Here is a 17496-nt window from a genome sequence, read left to right as displayed (position 1 = left end):
ATATAGAGGGATGAAGGCTGAAAGGATCGCATGAATGGCGCTGCTGTTCTGGACGCCCCGAATAATCCCCATGACGGGGCTTGCGAACATGAGGATGACTACCACCCAGTGCCAAATCGACAAGGATCCCATACCGCGGTCCTTCATAGGTTCGTTAACGGTGCCAACCAAGGCATCTCAAGGTGATATCTCGAGCTGAGGCTTGACGCCGGCTTGAGGCATCGATGGGCGTGTTGCGCTGGAAGTTTTCTCGATCCTCATCGTCGCATCGTAGCAAACCAAACGCTCTTGGGTCGGTTTCACGATGAGCAGAACTCGAGGTCTTCGGAGATTAGCTGTTGTGATGTCGTACAAAGTCGTCGCGGCGGGTGCCGCGCTAAACCGTTGATCATGGAAAAGCCCCCAGCTATACGGCGAGCTAACCGCAACTAGAGCGCGAGTGCAACTATACTTTAGCAAGTTCAATAGTCCGCAATTGCGCTGCGGTTTTGCTTGCTGTACCGGCCTACAGCAGCTGCCTTACCCCCATCCCGTGCATGAAGCGCTCGCGGATTTGCACGGGGTCGCGGCGGGTGGTGCCGGTGCCGGGCTTGTCGTCTATGCGGACGCCGATGAGGGTCGGGCTGGAGGCCTGTTTCGACTGCTCGATCAGCCGCTCGAAATCGTCTTCGTCGGCGGCCCAGGAGCTGTTCGCAATCCCGCTGGCGAGCGCGACCGCGACGATATCGGTATGGCCTGCCGCCGGCGTCGGCTGGCTGCCCGTGATCTGGTAGATGCCGTTGTCCATCACCACCATTGTGAGATTGGTTGGCGCCAGCGTCGCGATGGTCGAGAGGCAGCCGAGCTGCATCAAGAGCGAGCCATCGCCTTCCAGCGCGAACACGCGGCGCTTGGGCTGCGCCAGGGCGACGCCGAGCGCGATCGGAAACGCAAGTCCCATGCTGCCCAGCATGTAGAAATTCTGCGGGCGATGGCCGGCGGCCCAAAGATCAAAGTTGGTGTTGCCGATGCCGCCGATCACGGCCTCGTCCTTCAATTTGCTGACGAGGCGCTGGGTGAGATCGAAGCGGTTCATCACCTTGGTGTTGCGCGCGTGTGTGCTGGTCATGGCTGATCTCACTTGTCGAAGGTCTTGCCGCCGGTCAGCAGCGGCGAGAGGATCAGCGCCACCGGCGCCTGGGTGGTGACGGCCTGCTTGATCGAGCGGTCGGCGATGAATTCGAGCTCGTCGAGCCGGGTGATGGTGTGATGTTCCATCGCCAGCGAATCCAGCACCGGGCGCATGGTGCGGCACACGAGCGCCTGGCCGTAGTTGAACTCGCCGAGCGTGCCGCGCTCGGAGACGAACATGATCAGCGGGATCTGGTAGGGCACCGCGAGCGAGGCCAGCACGTTGGCGAGCGTGGCAAAGCCCGAGGTCTGCATCAGCACCGCGCCGCGCGTGCCGGCCATCCAGGCGCCCGAGACGATGCCGACGGCCTCTTCCTCGCGCGCAGTCGGAAACGTCGTGAAATAGGGATCGGCGTGCAAGTCCTTGATCAGCGTGGTCAGCACCCGGTCGGGCACGTAGGGCACCAGCTTGATCTCGTTCCGCTTCAGCGTCTGGAGCACGATGCCGTGCCAGGTGGTCGCCGCATCCTGGGACTTATCCTTGGCTTTATCCTTGGACGAGGCTTGTTCCGCGGCCGCCATCCTGTTCTCCCTCTCGCGCGACGCTGATGGCCGCTTGCCGCTCGAAACTTGACGCTGACCATGCGATTGTCAACATGTCACGCCCGCAACGTGACCTGCGGAATTCGGCCATCGCAGCGCCGAACCGGCGTGCGATACAGGCGGTAACGACAAAGGGACGGAACGATAACGGGACGGGAGGCGTCGATGGCCGGATGGGTCTGGCGGACCGCGATTGCGGCAGCGGCTATGGTGATGGCCGGCCTTGCGTCCGCGCAGCCATACCCGGCAAAGGCCGTTCATATTCTCGTTCCCTATCCGCCCGGCGGCGGCGTCGACGTGCTGACGCGGACGCTCGCCGAAGCCGTGTCAAAGACCTGGACGCAGTCGATCGTGGTCGAGAACCGGCCTGGCGCCGGCGGCGTGATCGCCTCGCAGGCGATCGCAAGCTCCGCGCCTGATGGCTACAATTTGATCATGGTGGCGAGCGGCCACGCCACCAATCCGTTCCTCTATCCAAAGCTGCCCTACGACACGTTCAAGGATTTCTCTCCGATCTCGCTGCTCGCGTCATCGCCGAACGTGCTGCTGGTGCGCGCGGACTCGCCGTTCAAGTCGGTCAGTGACGTCATCGCCGCGGCGAAAGCGAAGCCCGGCAGCCTGTCGTTTGCCCATGCCGGCAACGGCACCTCGACCCATCTGGCAGGCGAGTTGCTCAACAGCCTTGCGAAGGTCGATCTCAACCCGATCCCCTACAAGGGCGGCGCGCCCGCGATCAACGATCTGCTCGGCGGACAAATTCCGATGTCGTTCAACAATGGACCGGAATCGGTCGGGCAGTTGCAGGCCGGCACGGTCCGCGCGCTAGCGGTGACGACGGGGTCGCGCGCGCCGTTCCTGCCAGATGTGCCCAGCATGTCCGAGGCCGTGCCGGGCTACGACACCGAGGTGTGGTGGGGCCTGCTCGGACCGGGCAACATGCCCGCGGATCTCGTTGCGAAGATTTCGCATGATTTTGTCGCGGCCGTGAACACGGAAGCCGTGAAGGAGCGTCTCGGCAAGCTCGGCGCGATCCCGATCGGCTCGACGCCGGAGCAATTCGCCGCCAAGATCAAGGCCGACTATGACAAATGGGGGCCTGTCATAAAGGCCGCCGGTATGAAGGCGGAGTAGGAAGATGGCTGCGTCCGGGATTCCCGCCTGCCTGCCGCCGCGTCCGGTGACGCCGCCGGCAGAGAAGCTGCCGCCAAAGGCCTGCGACACACACGCGCATGTGTTCGGTCCGGCCGACCGTTTCCCCTATGCCGCCGATCGCAGCTACACGCCGCCCGACGCGCCGCTCGCGACCTATCTCGGCATGCTCGATGCGCTCGGTTTCACCCGCGGTGTGCTGGTGCAGGGCAGCGCGCATGGCCACGACAATTCGGCGATGCTGGACGCGCTGCAGCGCGAGCCGGCGCGGCTGCGCGGCGTCGCGGTAGCCGATGCCGATGTGGCGGCGGGCACGCTGCGGCAATGGCATGTGCTCGGCGTGCGCGGCTTGCGCTTCAACCATTTCTTTCGTGGCGGGCAGTTGCACTATCGCGGCGGCGTCCCCTTGAGCGTTGCCGAGACGCACGCGGCCGTGATGGCCGAACTCGGCTGGCATCTGCAGCTCTGGATCGACGTGAAGGATCTGCCTGACACGATCCCGACGCTGAAGGCGCTGGGCCTGCCGGTCGTGGTCGATCACATGGGCCGCACCGATGCTGCCGCCGGCATCAATACCGCGGGCTTTCAAAGCCTGCTGCGTGCGGTCGGCGAGGGCTGGTGCTGGGCCAAGCTGTCAGGTGCGCATCGCCTGAGCCGGCGGGCGCCCGATTATCCGGATGCGCGGCCGTTCCACGAGGCGCTCGTCGCCGCCAACTCCGAACAGCTGGTGTGGGGCGGCGACTGGCCGCATCCGCGCGTCGAGGGCGAAATGCCCGATGCTGGCCATCTGCTGACGCTGTTCCAGGAGTGGACGCCGGACGCTGTGACCCGACACCGCATCCTGGTCGACAATCCCGCACGACTCTATGGCTTCCCAAACTGAGAGCTGCCCCACGACATGACCGTCAACAACAAGCGCGTGTTCTACGTCAAGTACCTCGCCCACGAGATCTACGTCGATATCCTGAAGAAGCGGCCGGATGTCCGGCTCGATCGTCTGGAGAACGAGACGCCGGAGGCGGCGTTCGCGCCTGTCCTCGCCGACGCGCATGCCTATCAGATCGGCGCGGCGCGCGACGAGTTGGCGCCGCACTTCCATGCCCATGCCGAACTGCTGAAGCGCGCGCCGAACCTGTTGATCGTGTCCTCGAACGGTGCCGGCTTCGATCCCGTCGACGTCGATGCCTGCACGAACGCCGGCGTGCTTGTGGTCAACCAGTCCGGCGGCAACGCCAATTCGGTCGCCGAGCACGCGCTCGGCATGATGCTGACGCTGTCGAAGCGGATCATCCAGTCCGACCGCAGGCTGCGGCGCGAGGCCAACGTCAACCGTAACGACCTGATCGGCAACGAGCTGAACGAGAAGACCGTCGGCATCGTCGGCCTCGGCAATGTCGGCCGCCGCATCGCCGAGCTGTGCAAGGGCCTCTTGCACATGAAGGTGATCGCCTACGATCCATATCTCACGGCCGAGGAGATGGCGAAGCGGGGCGGGGAGAAGGTCGAGCTCGACGATCTCCTGCGCCGCGCGGATTTCGTCTCGATCTCCTGTCCGCTGGACAGCAAGAGCCGAGGCATGATCGGCGCGCGCGAATTCGCGCTGATGCAGCCGCACGCCTATTTCGTTACCACCGCGCGCGGCTTTATCCATGACGAGAAAGCATTGGAAGAGGCATTGCGAGAGAAGCGCATCGCCGGCGCAGGCCTCGACGTCTGGGCCAAGGAACCGCCGCCGCCGGATCATCCGCTCTTGCAGTTCGACAATGTGCTGGCGAGCCCGCACACCGCCGGCGTCACCCGCGAGGCGCGCATCAACATGGGCCGGATCGCGGCCGAGCAGATCCTCGATGCCCTCGACGGCAAGCGTCCGCCGCGCATTATCAATCCCGAGGTCTGGCCGGTTTATGCCAGAAGGTTCGAGAAGGCGTTCGGGTTCATGCCTGGATAGGTCGACGGTCATTGCTGTCGACGATGAAGTCAGCCAGGTGAGGTGAACACGCTGGCCAGGCCCCCCTTTGCGGGGGCCGCGGCTGCGCGCGGTCAAAATATCGAAAACAACCCCATGCAAAGAAGCTGGCGGCCGCCGGCGTTCGACCAGGCACGTTCGACCAGGCACGTTCGACCAGGCAACTTGACGCGTCGGGCAACTCAGGGGTAGATTTCCAATATTCAGAAATCGTGCAAGCGCCGGGCCTTGCGGGGAGAGAGACCGCAAGGGCGGAGGGAACTGTCCCGCCAGCGCGTGCCTCACGCAAATGGCCAGTCGTGCGAGTGTTGTTGCGCGTGCAAAAACACCGGAGAAAATCTCCTTCGTCGTAGCCTCGATCGAGGCAATAAACCCACTGCCAAAGCACCGCCTCACAACGCGTCCGTTGTTATTTTCCCTGAGATATCGACGGCTTAGCCCGATATCGCCATCTTCGGTCTGTGCCCGACCATTGCGGGCACGGAAGGAAGATGCGTCATGCGACAGGTCCAGTCATACCTCCGTGCAGCTCCCGCCAGGATCGGCCGCCGTCTTGCGCAGATCGTCGCGATCGCTGCCGCAAGCCTGCCCCAGGCCGGCGCATAGTTTTCCAGCGCTGCGCAGCGCTCAGCCGCGCGTCGAATTAACTCACTCCCATTTCGCGTTAGTGCTAACGTGGTACCCCCGGGCTCTGCCGGCGCAGCAGGGAGGGTTCCATGTCACGCTTCGTCGTTCATTTCATGAAGGACGTGCTCGGCGGCAACGGCCGCGAGCGCGAGGTCTGCCAGGGCGCGCTCGAGATCGACGCCTCGAGCGAAGGCCAGGCCACCGAGATGGCCAAGGTCAAATTCTGCCAGGAACAATCGCTGTGCGACTGGTCGTTGCATGCCGACCGCATCCGGATCGAGGCGGCCGACTTGCAGATGACCTGACGCGTCCAGAGCCCCGTTCCGATTGAATCGGAACGGGGCTCTGGATTTTTGTTTTGAGGCGTTTCCGTACGCGAACCGGTATCCGCTTCGCTCGAAAACGCGTGGGCCGATTACTCCGGCAGGATGCGTACCGCACCCTTCGCCGCGCTGCTTGCGAACGCCGCATAGGCCTTCAGCGCGGTCGAGACGGCGCGCTTGCGCGGCGCCGCCGGCTTCCACGCCGCATTGCCCTTGGCTTCCATCGCCGCGCGGCGGCGCTTCAGTTCGGCATCGTCGACCTTGAGGTTGACCTTGCGGTTCGGGATGTCGAACTCGATGATGTCGCCTTCCTCGACCAGGCCGATCAGGCCGCCTTCGGCGGCTTCCGGCGAGACGTGCCCGATCGACAGGCCGGACGATCCGCCGGAGAAGCGGCCGTCGGTGATCAGCGCGCAGGCCTTTCCGAGGCCCTTCGACTTCAGATAGCTGGTCGGGTAGAGCATCTCCTGCATGCCCGGACCGCCGCGCGGACCTTCATAGCGGATCAGCACGACATCGCCGGCCTTCACCTTGTTGGTGAGGATGGCGTCGACCGAGGCGTCCTGGCTCTCGAAGATGCGGGCCGGGCCCGAGAACTTCAGGATGCTCTGATCGACGCCCGCGGTCTTCACGATGCAGCCGTCCTCGGCGAGGTTGCCGAACAGCACGGCGAGACCGCCGTCCTTGGAATAGGCGTGCTCGGCGTTGCGGATGACGCCCTCGGCGCGATCGACATCGACGTCGTCGAAGCGGCGGTCCTGGCTGAAGGCTTCCTGGGTCGGCACGCCGCCCGGCGCGGCGCGGTAGAAATTACGCACCTTGTCGCTCGTGGTCCGCACCACGTCCCAGCGGTTCAGCGCGTCGTCCAGCGTCGCGGCGTGCACGGTCGGTCCATCGGTCGTGAGCAGCCTGGCGCGGTCGAGCTCGCCGAGGATCGCCATGATGCCGCCGGCGTGATGCACGTCCTCCATGTGGACGTCCTGCACCGATGGCGCGACCTTGCACAGCACCGGCACCTTGCGCGACAGTCGGTCGATGTCGGCCATCGTGAACGGCACTTCGCCCTCGCGCGCGGCGGCGAGCAGATGCAGCACGGTGTTGGTCGAGCCACCCATCGCGATGTCGAGCGTCATCGCGTTCTCGAACGACTTGAAGTTCGCGATGTTGCGCGGCAGCACCCTGGCGTCGTCCTGCTCGTAATAGCGGCGGGCGAGATCGACGATCAGATGGCCAGCCTCGACGAACAGGCTCTTGCGGTCGGCATGGGTCGCCAGCACCGAGCCGTTGCCGGGCAGCGCGAGGCCCAGCGCCTCGGTCAGGCAGTTCATCGAATTGGCGGTGAACATGCCGGAGCAGGAGCCGCAGGTCGGGCAGGCCGAGCGCTCGATCACCTCGACCTCTTCGTCCGACACGTTGGAGTCGGCGGCCGCGACCATCGCGTCGATCAGGTCGACCGCGCGCTTCTTGCCCTTGAGCAGGATCTTGCCGGATTCCATCGGGCCGCCCGAGACGAACACGGTCGGGATGTTGAGGCGCAGCGTCGCCATCAGCATGCCGGGGGTGATCTTGTCGCAGTTGGAGATGCAGACCATCGCGTCGGCGCAATGCGCATTGACCATGTATTCGACGCTGTCGGCGATCAATTCGCGCGAGGGCAGGCTGTAGAGCATGCCGTCATGGCCCATCGCGATGCCGTCATCGACCGCAATGGTATTGAATTCCTTGGCGACGCCGCCGGCCTTCTCGATCTCGCGTGCGACGAGCTGGCCGAGGTTCTGCAGATGCACATGTCCGGGCACGAACTGGGTGAAGGAGTTGACCACCGCGATGATCGGCTTGCCGAAATCCTCGTTCTTCATGCCGGTGGCGCGCCACAGGCCGCGTGCACCCGCCATGTTGCGGCCGTGGGTGGTTGTGCGGGAGCGATAGGCGGGCATCGTAAATCCTTCTCAAATCCTTGGGCTATGGGCGCTTTTTAGGGAGATGGCAGCCCTTATGCCCGCCCGCAGCAGCCGATTCAAGCGCGGAACCGCATGGCTGAACCCCGCAATTCGACTTCTATCGCGGCCTCTGTGGCGACGGCACGCAGGAGACGGGCTGCGGCTCGGCGCCCTCTCGATCCGATTGTCTCACAGGCTCAATCCTCGAACCTGAACCTGAAGGCCTCGCCGTGCCTGATCACTCGGCCTGCGGTCGGGGCTGGGAAGTGCCCGGTCAGCAGATAGCTCGGCGTGTCCGCCAATTGCTCCAGCAGCGCCACGCGGGTGGCGAGCGCCGCCGCGGGATCGACATCGGCGGCATTCGACAGCCACGGCTCCGCGCACTGGATCGGATGATGGATCACGTCGCCCGACATCACGGCATGATCGCCGCCGCCGTTGAGATGGATCTGCATGTTGCCGGCGGTGTGGCCCGGCGCCGGCGCAAATCGCAGGCCCGCGTCACGGTCGTCGAACAGCAGGTGATCGGTCTCGACGAATTCCGCCTGCCCGGCCGCGACGACCGGCAGCACCGAATCCTCGAACGAGCCGTGATTGACCGGCGTCGGCGGGTTCGCCCGGTGCGCGGCCTCCCAGTGCCGGAACTCGGTGCGTCCCATCAGATAGCGTGCCTTCGGAAAGGTCGGCACCCAGCGCCCGTTGATCAGCCGCGTGTTCCAACCGACATGGTCGACGTGCAGATGCGTGCACATCACGAAGTCGACCTGTTCGGGCCGCACGCCGAGCGCGGCCATGTTGTCCAGATAGGGCTGGTTGAGATTGTTCCAGGCCGGCACGCGCGGACGCGGCTTGTGATTGCCGCAGCAGGTGTCGACGACAGCGGTCCAGCGCGGCGTCCGCACCAGATAGGAGTGGTGGCTCAGGATGAAGCGGCCGGTCTCCGGCTCGATATAGCGGTGATCGAGCCAGCTTCGGTTCGCGGCGATCACCTCGTCGGTGACATTGGCGAACAGCCATGTCTTGTCGAAGGCAAGCGAGGGGATTTCGACCAGGCGGTCGATGCGCATGCTGCCGATGGTGATCTGGCGCATGCGGTGCTCAGTCCTTGATGAGGTCGCCGAACGGCACCCAGCGCGTGCCGTTGTAGCGGATCAGTTGCAGGCTGGTCATGGGCGTGTAGTGCTCCGGCGAATTGCTGACCGCGGTGCCGTTGATCAGCATCGGCAGATGCAGATCCCTGATGCTGGTCGCCTGCTTCATCACATTGGCGCGGGTAAGGTCGTTGCCGGCGGCCTTCAGCACCGCGACCAGCGTCTGCGCGATGGTGTAGCCGTAGACATTGAGCCAGTCGCTCTTGTTGGCGTCGGGCAGATACTTGTCCATGAAGGCGACCCATTCCTTGTAGCCGGCGTCGTCCTTCAGCGCCGGGTCGGTCGAGTCTTTCAGGTACTGGCTCGAGATCACGCCGGTGGAATTGTCCTTCCCGGCGGGTTCGAGCACGCCGCTGATCGAGGCCGAGACGTTGGAGATGATGGTGGTCGGCTTCCACCCGATCTCGCCGATCTTGCGGATCGCCTGCGCCGCGAATTTTGGCGTCGCCGCGACCAGCACGACGTCGGCGCCGCTGCTCTTGAGCAGCAGGATTTGCGTATCGACGGTGGGGGTGGTGGTCTCGTAGGGCGCTCGCGCCACGACCGCCTCGGTGCTGCCGAGGCCTTCCTCCAGCGCTCTTAGATAGTCCTTGCCGAGGTCATCGTTCTGATAGAGCACACCGACCCTGGCGTTCGGGTGGCTCGCCTTGATGTATTTGGCGTAGGCGATCGCCTCGTCGCGATAGGTCGGCTGCCAGCCGACGGTCCACGGAAAGTTCTTCGGATCGTCCCACTTCGCCGCGCCCGAGCCGAGGAAGAGCTGCGGCACCTTCCTGTCGTTGAGATATTTGTGCACGGCGCTGTTGGTCGGCGTGCCGACGCCGCCGAAGATCAACAGCACCTCGTCGCTCTCGACCAGGCGACGCGTCTGCTCCACCGTTTTCGGCGGGCTGTAAGCGTCGTCGGCGATCATCATCTGGATCCGCCGGCCGTTGACGCCGCCCTCGTCATTCACCTTGCGGAAATAGGCCTCCGCCGATTTCGCGATTTGCGCGAACGCCGAGACGGGGCCGGACAGCGGCGCGGTGGTTCCGATCTTGATCGTCTTGTCGTCGGCGCCTGAGTCATATTTCGCGCTCTCGGCTCGGGCAGCGCCGGCGGCGATCAGCGGCAGCAGCAAAAGGGCCGCGCGCAAATGAGAGCGAACGAGGCGCGCCATGACGGAATCTCCCCAGATTGCTCTCCGCCTCTTCGGGCGGAGTTGAAACGCGAATACTTCGCCCGCCGCTTGCGCGGCTTGCGGGCCGCGACCGCCGCTTACAGACGAACGATCGTTCGTACGGTTGACTAGCGAACGATCGTTCGTTAGTCAAGGCGCCATGGCGGCTTCCACATCCAGCGCGGCCGAAGCGGTCGTGACCTCCACCCGCGAGCGCATCCTCAGCGAGGCGCTCAGCCTGTTCGCGCAAAGCGGCTATGGCGGCGCCTCGATGCGCGAGCTCGCACGCCGCGTCGGCATCCGCGAGAGCAGCCTCTACAATCATTTTCCGGGCAAGGCCGCGATCCTCGAGGCGATCGTCAGCGAGCACGGTCCGGCGAGTTCGGCCGACCGGCTCGAGGCGCCGCGCTACCGGCAGCTCGCGCGGCAGCCGGGCGCTTTCTGCCGCCAGTTCGCGCTCGACCTCGTCGAACAATGGTCGGATCCGCGCGAGCATCAGTTCCAGAAGGTCATCACCGCCGAGCGCAACCGTGTGCCCGGTATCCGCGCCAAGTTCGCCGACCATTTCTATGCGCGCGAGCAAAGCCTGATGACGGACTACTTCCGCGGCTTCGCGCTCGCCGGACTGATCTCGACCTCAGACCCGCGCGAGGCGGCGCGGCTGTTCGCGGCCGGCCTGATCTATGTCAGGCTCGAACATTATGTGATGGGCGCGCAGGCCTCGCCGCGACCGAAGGTGATCGAGGCGATCGACCGCTATCTCGCGTTCTTCCTGTCGCTGATTGCGGCAAGGGACGCAGACACATCGGACAAGAAACAACGAAAAAAGGGAGAGACGCGTGGCAAGGCTGCCCCTGATTGATCCGGAGACGACCAGCGGAGACATCCGCGCGGCGTTCGACCGCATGCCGGTCAAGCTCAACATCTTCCGCATGATGGCCCATGCCGACGCCAATGCGATGCCCCTGATGCGGCTCGGCAACTCGATCTTGCACAAGCAGAAGCTGTCGGCGGTCAACCGTGAGCTTCTGATCCTGCAGGCCGCGCAGCTCGAGGGCGGCGCCTACGAGTGGCGGCAGCATGTGCCGATCGCGCTCGGTGTCGGTGTCACCCAGGCGCAGATCGATGCCGTCGAGCGCGGCAATTACGATGATGCCGCGCTCAACGCGGCCGAGCGTGCGCTGCTCGGGTTCGGCCGCGAGGTGGTCGAGAAGGTCCGTGTCGGCGAGGCGGCCTTTGCCGGCGTGCGCGAGCATTTCGGCGATCAGGAGATCGTCGAGGCGATCGTCACGCTCGGCTTCTACATGATGATGGCGCGGCTGACGGAGGCGACCGAGACCGATCTCGATCCGGCCGCCGGCATGGCCGTCTATGAGGGCGGCAAGAAGCGGGGTTGATGGATGTCGGAGACTTCGCAAGAGGCCAAGCAAGAGACCTCGCAAGACACGAAGCCGGAGCGCTATGTCCGTCCGCCGAGCGCGGAATCGTCAGGCACCGCGCCGGGCAGGGGACGCCTCAACGGCCGCCGCATCCTGGTGGTCGGCGGCGGCCAGCGCGTGTTCGATGCCGCGACCGACCCGATCGGCAACGGCCGCGCCATGAGCCTGCTGTTCGCGCGCGAGGGCGCGCATGTCGCGGTCGCCGACCTCAACCGTGCCTCCGCCGAGGATACGGTCGCGCGCATCGCCGATGACGGCGGCCGCGCCTTCGCGATCGCTGCCGACGTCACCAATGAAGCCGACGTCGTCAGGATGACCGCCGAGGCGCACCACACCATGGGCGGGCTCGACGGCATGGTGCTGAACATCGGCACCTTCGGCAAGACCGGGCTCGACAATGTCAGCGCGGAGGAATGGAACAGGATCTACGACGTCAATGTTCGCGGCCCGATGCTGTGCTGCCGTGCCGCGTTGCCCAAGTTCGCCGATGGCGGCTCGATCGTCTTCATCTCGTCGATCGCGGCGCTGAAGGCGGGATCGCAGATGGCGGTGTATGATTCCTCCAAGGCCGCGCTCGGCGGCCTGATGCGCAACATCGCGCATACCGGCGCGCGGCGCGGCATCCGCGCCAACCTGGTCTATCCCGGGCTGGTCGACACGCCGAACGGCCGCGAGGCCGGTGCGGGACGGCCGTCGCGCGGCAAGAGCCAGGTTCCGTTCGGCCGCCAGGCGACGGCGTGGGAGATCGCCTATGCGGTGCTGTTCTTCATGTCGGATGAAAGCGTCTACGTCACCGCGCAGACGCTCGCGGTCGACAGCGGCCTGAGCGGAATGTGAGCGAGGCGCCGTTCCGGCGGCTGTCGCAGACCGGATCATTGCGGCCCTCGACGTGGCCGCAATGATCCGGTCAGTTCTCCGGCAGCTTGGACAGGGCGCTCTTTGAAGCCGGGCATGTCAGCGTGGCTTCAAGTGTGTCGAGGATATTCTCGATCGTGAAGGGTTGGCCCCAAAGCCGGCTGCTTTTGGTGTTGCGCAACTCGAGCGCTGCCTCGTGGGCGGACAGGATCGCGTTGGCGTAGATCGCGAGGATCGAGAGCCGCTGTTCGACGATCGGCGCCGGAAGCTGCAGCATCTGCTTCAGCCGATCGAAGCATTCGATATAGCTGGCGTTCCAGCGGCCGTTGAGCGCCGCGCGCAATGCCTTGGGGTCGGAGGCCTGCAGGTGCGAGGTGAAGCGGATATATCCGCGCCATCGCTCGTCGTCGCCGAGTTCGATGACGGGCATGACCAGCACCACGATCAGCTCGCGGATGGTCTTCGGTCCACCGCGCGCCTCGATCTCGCCGAGCATGTCACGCCGTCGTTCCTCGAGCACCGTGGCGCCGTCGACGACCATCTGCCGGATCAGCTCCTCCTTGGAGCCGAAATGATAGTGCAGGGCGGCGTTGTTGCGCTGTCCGGCTGCGTCGACGATCTGCTGCACGGTCACGGCGTCGACGCCATGGCGGGCAAACAGCATTTGCGCGGCCGCCTTGATCTGGTTCCGCGTCTCTTCCGAGGTCGCGCGCGTGCCCTTCCGCCTACTTGACATGCGAACTGATCCCGGATTAATTAAGTGAAATCGCTTAATTCAGACTCGGAGAGGAAGCAGGTCATGCGTGTACTCATCGTGGGCGGCGGCATCGGTGGACTGACTACAGCGATTGCGCTGCGCCATCAAGGCATTGACGTTCTCGTGCTCGAGCAGGCCAGGGCATTGAGCGAAATCGGCGCCGGCATCCAGATTGCCGCGAACGCGGCGATCGTGCTGCGCGAGCTTGGATTGGAGGCTGCCATTCGCAGCGTTGGCGTCAAGCCGCAATCCTATGACTACCGCGACCTGCGCACCGGCAAGATGCTGTACCAGGCTCCGCTGGGCGATGAGGCCGCCAGGCGTTACGGCGCACCGATGTACAACATCCATCGCGCCGACCTGGTTCAGATCCTGTCCGACGCGGTGCCGCCGGAAGCCAGACGGCTTGATGCCCGCTGCGTGGCGATCTCGCAGGACGCCGACGGCGTCGAAGTGAAGCTCGCGAATGGCGAGACCGTGCGAGGGGACGTGCTGATCGGATGCGACGGCATCCATTCGGTGGTGCGCGAGCATCTGCGCGGCCGGGAGGAGAAGCACTTTGCCAACATTCTGATGTGGCGTTCGCTGATTCCGGCCGAGCGGGTCGAAGGCCTCGATCTGGAGGAGCGTGGCAATTACTGGTTCGGCCCCGGCCGGACGCTGATCACTTATTGGGTGCGGCCGCAAAATCTCTACAGCATCCTCGCTTCGGTGCCTGCGCACGAAGTGACGCGGGAATCCTGGGACGAGACCGGCGACATTTCCGAACTGCTGGGCTCCTTCAATGACGCCGAGCCGCGTGCGCGAAAAATGCTCGAGCAATGCCAAAGCGCATTCATCACCGGCATGTATTATCGCGATCCGATCGATTGCTGGAGTTCCGGCCGCATCACGCTGCTCGGCGATGCGGCTCACCCGATGGTGCCGTTTCTTGCCGCCGGTGCCGGCCAGAGCATCGAGGATGGCTGGACGCTTGCGCGCGTGCTGTCGCGACGGCAGAACGATGCGCCGGGCGCGCTGAAGGAGTATGAGCAGCGGCGGCTGCCGCGGACGACGCGGATCCAGGCCGGTGCGCGTGCGGTGGTCAAGCTGATGCACGAGACCGATGCCGATCGCCTGCGCCACCGCAACCACCGCTGGAAGGGCATGGCGCGGATCGATCCGCTGGCAGAGACCAGTTGGGGCCTCGCCTGGGACTACGATGTGGTCAAGGCCACCGAAGGGCCGCCCGGCGAAGTGCTCAATGTCACGGGCCTGCGCGAAGGCAAGCGCTTGCAGCGTCCGGAAGCGCAGCGCGCGTTCGATCTCTGGAAGTATGCGTTCCGGCCCGAAGATGTCGCACGTGGTCATGACGGGTTGCGCGAGGCCTATGACCGCTTCCTCGTGAGCAACTTTCCGCTGCCCGAAGGCATGGCCGCGGTGGAGGACGAGCTTGGCGACGTCAAGGCCTGGCGCGTCGCGGCCGTGGATGCGCAAGGTGGCAACGTCGTGCTGCACTGCCACGGCGGCGGCTATCTGATCGGGTCGGCCAAGGGCTCGTTGGAGTATGCAAGCCGGCTTGCGGCTGCGGTGGGGGGAACCTGTTACACCGTCGACTACCGGCTCGCTCCGGAGCATCCTTATCCGGCCGCGCTCGATGACGCGGTGGCCGCCTATCGCGCATTGCTGGCGCGCGGTATTCCGGCAAGCTCGATCATGGTCTCCGGCGAATCCGCCGGCGGCGGCCTTGCCGTTGCAATGGTGCTGGCGCTCCGCAATGCCGGCGATCCGTTGCCGTCGGCGATCCTTGCTGCGGCACCTTTCACCGATTTGACATTGTCGGGTCCGACGATCCGGCAGTTCAATGGCGACGATCCTGCCGCCAACCGCGACCTGCTCACGTTCATGGGGGCGTCCTACTTCCAGGGGCATGAGCCGACCGATCCGCTGGTGTCGCCGCTGTTCGGCGATCTCACCGGCCTGCCGCCGCTGTTCCTCACCGCGAGCCGGGGTGAGGTGTTGCTCAGCGATACCACGCGGCTGGCCGAGCGCGCCGAGCAGGCCGGGGTCGACGTGACACTGCGGGTGGTCGAGGACTCGGTCCATGTCTACCCGCTCTTTCCGTTCCTGCCCGAGACGCAGGCGACGATGGAGGAGGTGGCCGCCTGGGCGCAGCGCCATCTGCGTCGCGAGGATGCGCGGTCGCAGGCTGCCGAATGATGGCTTGTTGCGGCGCCCGAGGCGCTCTCATTCCGCGGCGAGGCTGGCCGGCGCCGGGATGCCCACCTTGGGGCGCGTTCTCGCCGCGCGCCGGTTCTTCTTGCTGAAACGGCTGCCCGCCAGTAACGCGGCGGCGGCGCGCAGCTGCTCGCGCAGCCATTGATTGGTGGTGTCGCCTTCGGCGGTGGCATGCCAATAGAGATAATTGACGTGCGGGCTGATCGGGAACGGGCAGGGGAAGCACTGCAACAAGCCGGGATCTTCCAGCACGGAGGCGGCGCTCTCCGACGCCGTCAGCAGCATGTTGCTGCGGCTCACGACATGGCAGGCGGTCGCGAAGTTCTGGCAGGTCAAGCGCACGGTGCGCGTCAGGCCGAGCCGCTGGAACTGGAAGTCCTCGAACGACAGGCCGCTGCGCCGCGATGTCACGCAGACGTGTTCCATGCGCAGATAGGCCTTCTTGTCCAGCCGCGCGCCGAGCTCGGGGTGGCCGCGCCGGGCGAACACCGCGATATGCTCGGTCAGGATCTGCTCGCGCCGCACCTCGGTGGAGAGCGGCAGCAGCGTATCGATCGCGACATCAAGCGTGCCGGCGGCAAGCTCGCGCTCCAGATTGTTGCGCTCACTGCGCGCGGTCGCGATCTCGACCAGCGGCGCAACGGTGCTGATCCGGTTGATCAGCGCGCTCAGCATCGGCGCTTCGAGATTGTTGCGCAGGCCGATCACGAACCGCTTCGGCGTCTTGGCCGGATCGAAGCGGTGGGTGTGGGTCAGCGTGGTCTCCAGGCCGTTGAGCGCCTGGCGCACGGTGGTGATGATCTGGCGCGCCAGCGGGGTCGGCGTCATCACGTGATGGCGGCGCACGAACAGCGGATCGTTGAACATCGCGCGCAGCCGGCTCAGCGCATGGCTCACCGCGGGCTGGGTCAGATTGAGGCGGAAGCAGGCACGGCTGACGCCGCCCTCGGTGTAAATCGCGTCGAACACGACGAACAGGTTCAGATCGATATCGCGCACATGCATGGAAATAATCAATCCGTATCCGTCGAATGCATTTGACGAATATGAGTTGGCACTCTTAAAGTCTCAAGCAAAATAATACCTGGAGGAAACGATGAGCGTGCAATCGCCATCGCGCGGCGTTGCTGTCCCTGCGACATCATCTCGCGCGGGCTCAATGTTCGCAAAGCCGAGCCAGGAGCAGATCGTGCTCCTGATCACGATCGCGCTTCTGGTCGTGTTCGGCCTGACGCTGAACGGTTTCGCCACCGTCTCCAATCTCCTCAATCTGTTGCGCAGCATTTCCATCCTCGGCGTGCTCGGCCTCGGCATGGGGCTGATCGTGATCAGCCGCGGCATCGACCTCTCCGAGGTCGCAATCATGGCGGGCTCCTGGGCGATCGCGCTGATCTACATGCAGAACGGCATGCCCGTTTTTACGGCGGTGCTGCTGGCGCTGGCCATTGCGGTGCTGATCGGCGTCGTCAACGGCGTCATGGTCGCCTTCGTCGAGGCGCCGGCGCTGTTCGTGACGCTGGCCGCCGGCTTCGTGATCTATGGCCTGGCGTTCTGGATCGCGCCGGCCTGGGTGGTCTACGCGCCGAAGGACGCGCCGGGCCTGATGAATCTCGGTGCCGGACGGCTGTTCGGCATCCCGGTTCCGATCCTGGTGTTCGCGGTCTGCGCGATCGCGATGCACCTGTTCCTGTCGCGCACCTCGATCGGTCGTTTCATCTATTCGCAGGGCGACAATCCGGAGGCCGCGCGGCTGAGCGGCATTCCGCTGCGTCCGCTGATCGTGCTGGAGCACGTCTTGGTTGCGTTGCTCGCCTGGATTGCGGGCCTGGTCTGGGTCGGCACCACGGGCAGCATGCAGATGGCGATCACGCAAGGGACAATGATCTTCGACGTCGTGCTGGTCGTCGTGATCGGCGGCATCAGCCTGATCGGCGGCCGCGGCAGCGTGTTCAGCGTCGTGGTCGGCTGCGTCCTGATCGGCACGCTGCTCAACGCCTTCACCATCATGGACGTCAACAGCGAGGTGCAGAACATCATCAAGGGCGTGGTGCTGCTGGCCGCCATCGTGCTCGACAACTGGCTGCATCCCCGCGACGAGGAGACCGCGCGGCAAGGCGACTGAGAAGGGCGACTGACGCAAGGCGACCGAGCGCGCCGCGCCAATCAAAAAACAAATCCAATCAATCAAAAGAATCTTGTG

General features: G+C 64.9%; 16 protein-coding genes. 9 read left to right on the top strand and 7 right to left on the bottom strand.

Going from position 1 to position 17496, the window contains the following annotated elements; all coding sequences use genetic code 11:
* Positions 1-505 precede the first annotated feature (505 nt).
* Positions 506-1108: a thiamine pyrophosphate-dependent enzyme gene (locus ACE10Z_RS29580; RefSeq protein ID WP_375783914.1), complete on the bottom strand. Its 603-nt coding sequence runs from the start codon at positions 1106-1108 to the stop codon at positions 506-508.
* Between the two features lie 8 nt (positions 1109-1116).
* Positions 1117-1692, bottom strand: a complete 576-nt coding sequence (locus tag ACE10Z_RS29575; RefSeq protein WP_026192548.1) for a thiamine pyrophosphate-binding protein — start codon at positions 1690-1692, stop codon at positions 1117-1119.
* Positions 1693-1878: 186 nt separating this feature from the next.
* Between ACE10Z_RS29575 and ACE10Z_RS29570 the strand changes: the two genes are divergently transcribed.
* The 4 genes from ACE10Z_RS29570 to ACE10Z_RS29555 all read left to right on the top strand — a co-directional run bounded on the left by ACE10Z_RS29570 (position 1879) and on the right by ACE10Z_RS29555 (position 5760).
* Positions 1879-2844 (top strand): Bug family tripartite tricarboxylate transporter substrate binding protein, encoded by a 966-nt coding sequence (locus ACE10Z_RS29570; protein WP_375783913.1) that lies wholly within the window; start codon positions 1879-1881, stop codon positions 2842-2844.
* A 4-nt stretch (positions 2845-2848) separates the two neighbouring features.
* Entirely contained in the window at positions 2849-3745 is an 897-nt protein-coding gene (locus ACE10Z_RS29565) for an amidohydrolase family protein (protein WP_375783912.1), read from the top strand.
* 15 nt (positions 3746-3760) lie between these two features.
* Entirely contained in the window at positions 3761-4810 is a 1050-nt protein-coding gene (locus tag ACE10Z_RS29560; RefSeq protein ID WP_375783911.1) for a hydroxyacid dehydrogenase, read from the top strand.
* Positions 4811-5544: 734 nt separating this feature from the next.
* Positions 5545-5760: a hypothetical protein gene (locus ACE10Z_RS29555; protein ID WP_375783910.1), complete on the top strand. Its 216-nt coding sequence runs from the start codon at positions 5545-5547 to the stop codon at positions 5758-5760.
* 110 nt (positions 5761-5870) lie between these two features.
* Here ACE10Z_RS29555 and ilvD read toward each other — a convergent pair whose 3' ends face one another.
* The 3 genes from ilvD to ACE10Z_RS29540 form a co-directional block, all read right to left on the bottom strand.
* Positions 5871-7715 (bottom strand): dihydroxy-acid dehydratase, encoded by a 1845-nt coding sequence (gene ilvD / locus ACE10Z_RS29550; RefSeq protein ID WP_375783909.1) that lies wholly within the window; start codon positions 7713-7715, stop codon positions 5871-5873.
* 200 nt (positions 7716-7915) lie between these two features.
* Positions 7916-8809, bottom strand: coding sequence for an MBL fold metallo-hydrolase (locus ACE10Z_RS29545; protein WP_375783908.1), 894 nt, complete (start codon positions 8807-8809; stop codon positions 7916-7918).
* Between the two features lie 7 nt (positions 8810-8816).
* Positions 8817-10028 (bottom strand): ABC transporter substrate-binding protein, encoded by a 1212-nt coding sequence (locus ACE10Z_RS29540; RefSeq protein WP_375783907.1) that lies wholly within the window; start codon positions 10026-10028, stop codon positions 8817-8819.
* A gap of 160 nt (positions 10029-10188) precedes the next feature.
* Here ACE10Z_RS29540 and ACE10Z_RS29535 point away from each other — a divergent pair, with 160 nt between their 5' ends.
* From ACE10Z_RS29535 to ACE10Z_RS29525, 3 genes are read left to right on the top strand one after another with little or no spacing between them, the layout of a single operon-like run.
* Positions 10189-10890, top strand: coding sequence for a TetR/AcrR family transcriptional regulator (locus tag ACE10Z_RS29535; protein WP_375783906.1), 702 nt, complete (start codon positions 10189-10191; stop codon positions 10888-10890).
* On the top strand, positions 10868-11425 hold the full coding sequence (locus tag ACE10Z_RS29530; RefSeq protein WP_375783905.1) for a carboxymuconolactone decarboxylase family protein: 558 nt from the start codon (positions 10868-10870) through the stop codon (positions 11423-11425). The genes ACE10Z_RS29535 and ACE10Z_RS29530 overlap by 23 nt, the downstream gene beginning before the upstream one ends.
* A gap of 3 nt (positions 11426-11428) precedes the next feature.
* The gene (locus ACE10Z_RS29525; RefSeq protein ID WP_375783904.1) at positions 11429-12304 is read left to right on the top strand and encodes an SDR family NAD(P)-dependent oxidoreductase; all 876 of its coding nucleotides are present in this window, start codon (positions 11429-11431) and stop codon (positions 12302-12304) included.
* Between the two features lie 70 nt (positions 12305-12374).
* On the opposite strand, the gene ACE10Z_RS29520 is transcribed toward ACE10Z_RS29525, so the two are convergent.
* Complete coding sequence (locus ACE10Z_RS29520) at positions 12375-13058, bottom strand: TetR/AcrR family transcriptional regulator (protein WP_375783903.1); 684 nt, start codon at positions 13056-13058, stop codon at positions 12375-12377.
* Between the two features lie 63 nt (positions 13059-13121).
* Here ACE10Z_RS29520 and ACE10Z_RS29515 point away from each other — a divergent pair, with 63 nt between their 5' ends.
* Positions 13122-15278, top strand: coding sequence for an alpha/beta hydrolase fold domain-containing protein (locus ACE10Z_RS29515; RefSeq protein WP_375783902.1), 2157 nt, complete (start codon positions 13122-13124; stop codon positions 15276-15278).
* 27 nt (positions 15279-15305) lie between these two features.
* Here ACE10Z_RS29515 and ACE10Z_RS29510 read toward each other — a convergent pair whose 3' ends face one another.
* Entirely contained in the window at positions 15306-16313 is a 1008-nt protein-coding gene (locus ACE10Z_RS29510) for a LysR family transcriptional regulator (RefSeq protein ID WP_375783901.1), read from the bottom strand.
* A 142-nt stretch (positions 16314-16455) separates the two neighbouring features.
* Between ACE10Z_RS29510 and ACE10Z_RS29505 the strand changes: the two genes are divergently transcribed.
* Positions 16456-17418: an ABC transporter permease gene (locus tag ACE10Z_RS29505; protein ID WP_375783900.1), complete on the top strand. Its 963-nt coding sequence runs from the start codon at positions 16456-16458 to the stop codon at positions 17416-17418.
* Positions 17419-17496 lie beyond the last annotated feature (78 nt).

It is taken from the genome of Bradyrhizobium sp. Pha-3, from assembly GCF_042258615.1.
In the GTDB taxonomy this organism is placed as follows: domain Bacteria; phylum Pseudomonadota; class Alphaproteobacteria; order Rhizobiales; family Xanthobacteraceae; genus Bradyrhizobium.
Note: the sequence above shows the minus strand (reverse complement) of the source record. Positions and strands in the feature narration are given on the sequence as shown.